Source organism: Photobacterium gaetbulicola, from assembly GCF_003025515.1.
GTDB lineage: Bacteria > Pseudomonadota > Gammaproteobacteria > Enterobacterales > Vibrionaceae > Photobacterium > Photobacterium gaetbulicola.
The window spans coordinates 45,504-52,784 of sequence record NZ_PYME01000037.1 but is presented as its reverse complement, the minus strand read 5'-3'; the positions used below and the strand labels follow the sequence as shown (position 1 = coordinate 52,784).

Annotated in this window: 7 protein-coding genes; 2 read left to right on the top strand and 5 right to left on the bottom strand. The window is 47.1% G+C overall.

Translation table 11 applies throughout. The annotated features are described in order from the left end of the window. Window positions 1-21 precede the first annotated feature (21 nt). Window positions 22-195 carry a topoisomerase DNA-binding C4 zinc finger domain-containing protein gene (locus tag C9J03_RS27050; RefSeq protein WP_338064709.1) on the top strand — a complete coding sequence of 58 codons (174 nt, stop codon included), beginning with the start codon at window positions 22-24 and terminating at the stop codon, window positions 193-195. 658 nt (window positions 196-853) lie between these two features. On the opposite strand, the gene C9J03_RS23505 is transcribed toward C9J03_RS27050, so the two are convergent. Next, the gene (locus tag C9J03_RS23505; RefSeq protein ID WP_044621582.1) at window positions 854-1,762 is read right to left on the bottom strand and encodes a LysR family transcriptional regulator; all 909 of its coding nucleotides are present in this window, start codon (window positions 1,760-1,762) and stop codon (window positions 854-856) included. 161 nt (window positions 1,763-1,923) lie between these two features. On the opposite strand from C9J03_RS23505, the gene C9J03_RS23500 reads away from it, so the two are divergent. After that, the gene (locus C9J03_RS23500) at window positions 1,924-3,180 is read left to right on the top strand and encodes an adenylosuccinate synthase (protein ID WP_044621581.1); all 1,257 of its coding nucleotides are present in this window, start codon (window positions 1,924-1,926) and stop codon (window positions 3,178-3,180) included. A gap of 76 nt (window positions 3,181-3,256) precedes the next feature. On the opposite strand, the gene C9J03_RS23495 is transcribed toward C9J03_RS23500, so the two are convergent. From C9J03_RS23495 to C9J03_RS23480, 4 genes are all read right to left on the bottom strand, one after another. Continuing rightward, window positions 3,257-4,186 (bottom strand): universal stress protein, encoded by a 930-nt coding sequence (locus C9J03_RS23495; protein WP_044621580.1) that lies wholly within the window; start codon window positions 4,184-4,186, stop codon window positions 3,257-3,259. A gap of 203 nt (window positions 4,187-4,389) precedes the next feature. Then, window positions 4,390-4,632 carry an HP1242/YdcH family protein gene (locus C9J03_RS23490; protein WP_039466021.1) on the bottom strand — a complete coding sequence of 81 codons (243 nt, stop codon included), beginning with the start codon at window positions 4,630-4,632 and terminating at the stop codon, window positions 4,390-4,392. Window positions 4,633-4,991: 359 nt separating this feature from the next. Further along, window positions 4,992-5,642: a Qnr family pentapeptide repeat protein gene (locus tag C9J03_RS23485; RefSeq protein ID WP_044621579.1), complete on the bottom strand. Its 651-nt coding sequence runs from the start codon at window positions 5,640-5,642 to the stop codon at window positions 4,992-4,994. Between the two features lie 339 nt (window positions 5,643-5,981). Beyond that, window positions 5,982-7,169, bottom strand: coding sequence for an ROK family protein (locus C9J03_RS23480; protein WP_044621578.1), 1,188 nt, complete (start codon window positions 7,167-7,169; stop codon window positions 5,982-5,984). Between the last annotated feature and the right edge of the window lie 112 nt (window positions 7,170-7,281).

The following is a 7,281-nucleotide window of genomic DNA, read 5'->3' as shown; positions in this document are numbered from 1 at the left end:
GCTTATGTTTCAACTACAACTCTGACGACTCGCGACCATGTAAACTCACTGAAACACCGTCACAACTCTACTCTGTATTGTCCTCGTTGTAGTTCTGCTCTGGTAAAAAGGGTGGCACAATCCGGGTATTACAAAGGTAACTCATTCTTAGGCTGCACAAATTACCCAAAATGCAGGTATACAAAAAACTTATAAGTAAGATGGTTTTTGGGGCTGCTTACGCAGCCTCAATCTTTCAGAGTTTGCCAAACAGAATAAAAAGTGTGATAGCTTGTTCGCTAACGCTGAACGTTTCATAAACGCAAATTAACGCACTCTAATAGTTTTAGACTTTCTGTAGTAGTACAGTAAGTTTTGCACAATGCTTTGTGCTTTATTTGAATACTTTGCCTTAGTTGAGTTTATCTGAAATATCTCCACTTCTCGGAAATCGTAACAAGGTTTTGTCCAATTACGTTTTATCGCCTTGCTTAACTCTGCCTCGCTTAAACCAGCCTGCCTCCCACTTTGATTCTCGAGAATTGAAGGGGGGGCAGATGCTACAACAAAACAGGCCCAGCTTCGGCCTAGCGGGTGCTGGCGGGGAACGAAACTGGGCCCGAGGGGGAGTTACTTTAGTAACTTAACGTTTGGTATTTACAGTTACAGCCTGCTATTTCAGATCGAAGCGGTCGGCTTCCATCACTTTCACCCAAGCCTTGACGAAGTCGGTGACGAACTTTTCCTTGGCGTCATCTTGGCCATAGACCTCGGTAATGGCACGAAGCTGTGAATTTGAACCGAAGATCAGGTCTACCCGGGTGGCTATTCACCGAGCCATATTTAGTTAAGTCGGCACAATGAAGAGGTGTGTTTACTTAGCTGGGTTAGCATGTTGAGAGTTGGCGATCTCTTCGCTCACCCAATGCAATAGCTGCTTGATGGCGCGGGACAGCACTTGGTTCTGGCGTACGATATAGCCAAGGCTGGTGGTCGGAAAGTCCGGCAGTGGGGTGATGGTACTTTTCAGGTTGAGCTTGGGGTGCAACGAAAACGCAGGCACGATGGCAATACCAAATCCCGCTTCGGCCCAATCGATCTGGGCATCTACACTGCCGACTTCCATCACTCGGTATTTGGGTAAGTGAAGGCTAGGCAGGGCAAGATCGATTAGATCCCGGGTGCGGGTATCATGGCCTAATAAGATCAGTGTCGGCTCTTCACCTGATGGGGTGATCTTTCCTTCCTTGGCTTGCTGTTGCCATTCACTCAAGCCATTTCCAAAAGCACACCAGCGTATTTGACGTAATTCGGTAAAGTGCAGCGGTTGGCTTTCTTTCTGGGCAATCACAAATCCCAAGTCGGCCTTGGCGCTTTTGACCAGTTCGGCAGCTTGGGTTGATGTGGTGTTGAACAGGGAAAGATCGATTCCGGGAAATTCATGCTTGAATGACTGGAAGGGCTTGATCAGCAATAGCCGGGAGATAATATCACTGGCCGCTATAGAGAGTGTGCCTTGTGACAAGTCATTAATGGCATTGAGATCTGATTGGCATATCTGCAGCTCCTGCAGGGTTGACTGGGCACTTTGTAATAACCGCTCGCCAGCCTGGGTCAGGCGAAACGGGTTACGCTCAACCAGTTTTACCCGGGTGGCTTGTTCCAACTGCTTGATGTGCAAACTGACATTGGGCTGGGTCATGTGCAGCTCTGAGGCTGTTTTCCCGAAATGCTCCAACCGAGATAGAGTGACAAAAGTATTTAGCCAATTGAGATCTAGCATAAAGGCACGCCTGTTGAACTACTAACGTCGAATCGCTCTATTCTACGCCCTTTGTCACAAATTCCCATATGAGATCCTTATTGGAGTTATAACGATTATTAATTTTTCTTATTAGCTCGTGCGCCGTAGCATAATCGCATCTTTGTTTGGGAGAGTTAATTATGTCGTCTATCGTTGTTGTTGGTGCAAACTGGGGTGATGAAGGCAAGGGCCGAATCGTTGATTTCCTTGCTGAGAAAGCCTCTGCAAGTATTCGTTTCCAAGGTGGTAATAATGCTGGCCACACTGTGGTTAACGATCTGGGAACGTTCAAGTTGCACCAGTTGCCAAGCGGCGTATTTAATCCTGACTGTCTTGCGGTGCTAGGCCCTGGTATGGTTATCAGCCCTGAGCCTCTTTCTACCGAACTAGCCGAAGTCAAAGCTGCCGGGGTTAACGTTAACCTGTGCATTTCTGACCGTGCTACTTTGTGTCTTCCACTCCACGCTCTTGAAGATACCCTAGAAGAAGTGCGCTTGGGTGATGCAGCCTACGGGTCAACCCGTCAGGGCATAGCGCCTGCTTACGGCGACCGCGTGATGAAAAAAGGCATCTTGGTTGGTTGGCTTAAGCAACCTGAAGTACTGTGCGAGCGTATTCAGTTCTGGATGGACTGGAAACTACCTCAATTGAAAGCCCTATACCCAACTTTCGAATTTAGCCAGACCGCCCAAGAGATGACCGAATGGTTGCTTGAAGTCTCTGAACCTTGGCGCGATGCGATCTGCAACGTGACCTTGCCGCTAAAAGCGCTGCAGGCAGAAAATCAGAACCTGCTATTTGAAGCCCAGCTAGGTGCAGGCCGTGACTTGACCTACGGTGAGTACCCATGGACAACATCGTCTAACGTTGTCTCTATGTATGCCGGTATCGGTAGTGGCTTGCCAGCCCTTCGCCCAGAGCGCGTGATTGCGGTTGCCAAAGCATTCAGCTCATCGGTAGGTACGGGTACGTTGATCACGGCAATGGAAGAGCAAGATGCTTTCCGTGAAGCGGCCGGTGAGTTCGGTGCAACAACGGGTCGCCCACGTGATATGGGTTACTTCGATGCTGTTGCTACCAAGAACGGGGTCGAGCTTCAGGCGGCAACTGAAATCGCCCTGACTAAGCTTGACTGCCTAAGTGGCCTGAGCGATCTGAAAATCTGTGTCGCTTACGATGGTGATCACAGCGAGAACCCAATCTGGCCGCAAACTGCAGCGCTTGCACCGGTGTATGAGCAGATGGAAGGCTGGAGTGAAGACATCACAGGTTGCCGCCAGTTTGAAGAGCTGCCGAAAGCAGCACAGAACTATGTATTGCGTATCGAAGAGCTGATGGGGGTTCCAGTGAAGATGGTGTCTGTTGGCCCGGGCCGTGAACAGATGATCATGCGCTAATTCAGAACTGATCCTGATACAGAAAAGCCAGTACCATGTGTACTGGCTTTTTGCTAATTGACGCAAAGTGCTGTGGTTATACCGGTGATTCAAACGAATCCGGCTTGAGCGTCAGTACTGAGCAGCTTAGTTGATTGATCATCGATTCTGCCGTGTTGCCCATCAGGAAACCGGCGATACCGGTACGTGACAGTGAGCCTAGGATCACCACATCGACACCTTTTGCAGAGGCATATAGCGGTAACACTTCTCTGGCTTCCCCTTCGACAATCTCAATTTTTGTATTAACCGGGCTGTTTTGGTGTGGCGTCAATAACGACTTCAGTCGTTCTATCCGCTCTTGTTTCATTTTCTGTGAGAGCTGTTCGATATCGTTATCGTCATAGCCGCTCCATTTTCTTAGGTAGCCTTCGGAGTCGAGGCGCCAGGCGTGGCAAAGTGTCAAGTCGGCACCTGTTATTTCGCAATACTCAACTGCCAGGGCAACCAGCTTTTTATTAAACTCTTGGTATTCGATATTGCTGAGGTCGACAGCGGCCACAACCTGCTCGATAGGTTTGGAGTAGGAGCTGATTGACCAAATTGGGACTTCGGATTTGCGTATGACATTTAAGGTATTTCGCCCTCGCTGGCAGGCCGTTTTTTTATCTGCTCGTGTTGAATCAATAATGACCATACTGGCCAGCGAAGAATTGGCTTCCTTGACGATTTCAATGTGCGGGATACCGATACGAACGTGAGTGTCGAAAGTGATATTGGGGTATTGGGCCTGGAGGACCTCAACGTGTTGATTTAGTTGGTGGTGGTAAAACTTCTGGGCTTCTTCGATGATATTGACCGCAGTATCGGAATAATTGGCCACCTCCTTTAATTCACTGAGCTCTTCAATAACTGTCAGTAGAATAACTCGTGCAGAGCATTGGTTGGCGAACCAAAATGCTTGATGAAAGGAATCGTTGAGGGGTTGCTCAGGAGCAATGGTAACCAACAGTCGATTGAGCTTCATATCTCCTCCTTAAACACGCACAAATAGTGTAGCTATTAAAATTAGTTTATAACGCTTGTATTTTTCTTGCCTACCTGGTTCATGTTTGGTAACAGAATTGTGCGTCTGTGAGGCTGGTTTTGGGGGGTGGATCAGACTTTTACTGTCAATATGCTAAAACAATGAGTAAAGACCACCAAACGATGGCCTTATCTATTTTATAGCTAGCTACCGCTCAGCAAACGCTGGTGCAGTGAGTCTTTGAGTTCTGCTCTTTGGTGTTTGAGATCATGCATAGCTACATCATCGATAGGGGAGCCGCTTAGTTCTAATTCTCGGATTTCTTTGTCTAGGGCATCATATTTTAAGGCGTCTTTGGCAAACACCTCATTGTTTGCGGATAAGCTGAATATGGTATCTTTGAATTGTGGAAACTCACTGAGTAGTGAGTGATCTTCTCCTAACATACAACCTCCTAATCCTTACACTCGGGCTAATTGCACCTAATAGGATAGCAGCTCTGGCAGCATCGACCGGACTTCCCTACAAAAAGTAGGGGGAAATGTGATTAACCTCGTAGAACCAATAACTTGATCACCTTTTAGCAAAGAGCAGGTTATTCAGAGAGGCCATTTAAATACTATTTATAGGAATCTTATGGGAGCTCTTTGATCGCAATGTTCGGGTCAATTGGCGGCAAGGATTTTTCAATAACACCATGGTTAGATAAGCTAATGTCACCCATTGAAAAAAGGGCGGGAGTGTTGTTTATCGGTTTCGCTGCCGCGATTATCTTCAAATAGGCCTCAGGAATGAGGCCCTACATTTATCCTGCCGTGACGATTAACCCCAGAGGTTCCAGCAGTTGCTCCTGCTGCCAATCACAGATCATAACGCCTTTCAGGCTGACTCTTCGAGGATCCAATCCAGTTAAGTCAACGTGGCATAGGTTGCACTCTTCGATATCAAATTGTCCCCAGCTATCGGCTGAGAACTCACCTCGGCTGAGATCGGACCCCTTGAGTGAAGCGCCAAGCAAGTTGGCACCTGTCCAGCGGTTTTCAAAGAGCTCACACTGCTCCAGTCGCTGGTTTTCCAAGTTGGCATAGGCCAAATTACTTGCCGAAATATATGCCGAGCAGAAATAGTTGTTTTGGGTTAGGTAGTTGGCAAAGCTGGCTTGGGAGAAGTTAGCTCCTTTCAGGTTGCAGGCACGAAGCTCAATGCCGAAACACTGTGCGCCGCGGAAATTGGCCATGCTGAGGTCGCAATCTTTGAAGCTGGCTTCTTTGAGTTTGGTATATTCAAAACGGCACCCGTCGACATCGCCCCGCTCGATGAATTGGCAATGGGTGAACTCGGCCTCGGTAAAATTAGCCCTGCTGAAGTTACAGCGGATGAAGGTACAGTTCTCGAACTGGGCATATTCAAAGTCTTGCCCTGAAAAATCGTGCTCGATATAGGTTTGGTCTTTCATTGGAAATTGCCAGTATTTGTTGTCTTTATGGGGGAAGAGTACCTGCACAAACCGCTGTAAATCCAGAAAAATCGCAACTGAAAAACAACTTTTTTGAGTGTATGAAAATGGCGAAAATAAGGGATCAAAATAGCAGTCTGGGTGGCTTTTTTAACTTGGCCGGATAGTTCGGTTGTGTTTTTTAATATGTTTAAATAGCGGCGTATTAGGTGGCTTAAATTAGGCGTAATAGTAAAGGGTACTATTACAATAATTGTTGGCTGATGTTTCAGCTCTGGTGCGGGTGAATTTTAACCGCTGAGATGTGTGGTGCCAGAGTATGCTCTGGCACTTTGGCCATCAGGCAAGTAAAGGTGGTGTTGAGTGGGTGCTATTAAATAGATTAATCAGCTTAGGGTTACAGGTGGCGTACATGGGGATGGCTGCCGCGCCTGTGGCAATAATGTTGTTTGATTGGGGAGCGATCATAACCCGGGGATGCTGCCTGTTGGTGAGCGCACAGATAGACGTTGGTAGTGGTTCGGCATGCTCAAGCAGTTTGTGAAGTAGCGCATTGGGCAGTGTGCTGCCTATGATGATGCTCTCTGGCTCAAGCATATTTTCTAAAATATTGACGATGAATTTAAGGCGTAATGCCGCTTCGTCCAACCAACCCGTAAATTGTGGGCTTGATAACGTAATTTGCTGTTCAATGAAATCTGCCATCAAGAGCTCAGATTCCGGACACTCGAGGACACGGCTAAGTCCTGAAAGGGATAACAGCTTTTCTAGGTATTCTATTTCACCTTTATTTGGCCATTGGATACGACCGATTTCTCCGGCGTTATTCCAAGCACCTTTATAGGGTTGGCCATTGACTATCAATCCAGCTCCAATGCCGTTGCCGATATAGAGATAAGCAAAGTTATTCAGCATGTTGCCTAGACCGGAAAATCGGCTGCCAATCGCGGCGGCTGTCGCATCATTTTCTAGATATATTGGTGTACTGATTTGCTTGCTTAATTCAGCGATTAAATTGAAATTTTTCCAAATACCCCAGCCAGGGGATAGTAAATCGTCGGGAGCTTCGTTGTTTATCAGAGTGGCAACGGCAACGCCGGTACCCCAGAAAGTCTGAGTTTCAGTGATACGGGTGGATAATTGGTTAATGACTTTGGCAATCTCATCAACGATATATGCTGGCTCCAGGCTCATCATCTCGCCGCGGTAGCTGGCTAATGTGTTGAGCTGAATGTCGACTAGCCGAGCCGTCATGATGCCCTTGTCTATCTGGATCCCGATTGAGCACGCATTTGGGTTATTGACTTCAAGAATGGTCTGGGGCTGGCCCCTCTTGCCCTTTATTTTTCCTGCTTCAATGAGTAAACCAGACTCGATGAGTTCGCGAGTGATATTTGTAATCGTTTGATTTCTCAAGCCTGTTCGGCTAGCTATTTCTACCCGACTAATTGAACCTGACTTACGTACGGTTTCAAATACAGCAGCTAGATTAAATCGACGAGTATCCTCATGGTTTGTTCCTCTCATTGCTAGAGGTTCTCCGTTGTTTGGAAATACAGTTGTTTTGTGACGAATCAGCGAAATCGATTCATCTACTTGTCATAGCCATACATTAAATCCATTTAATTGACTTATCAAG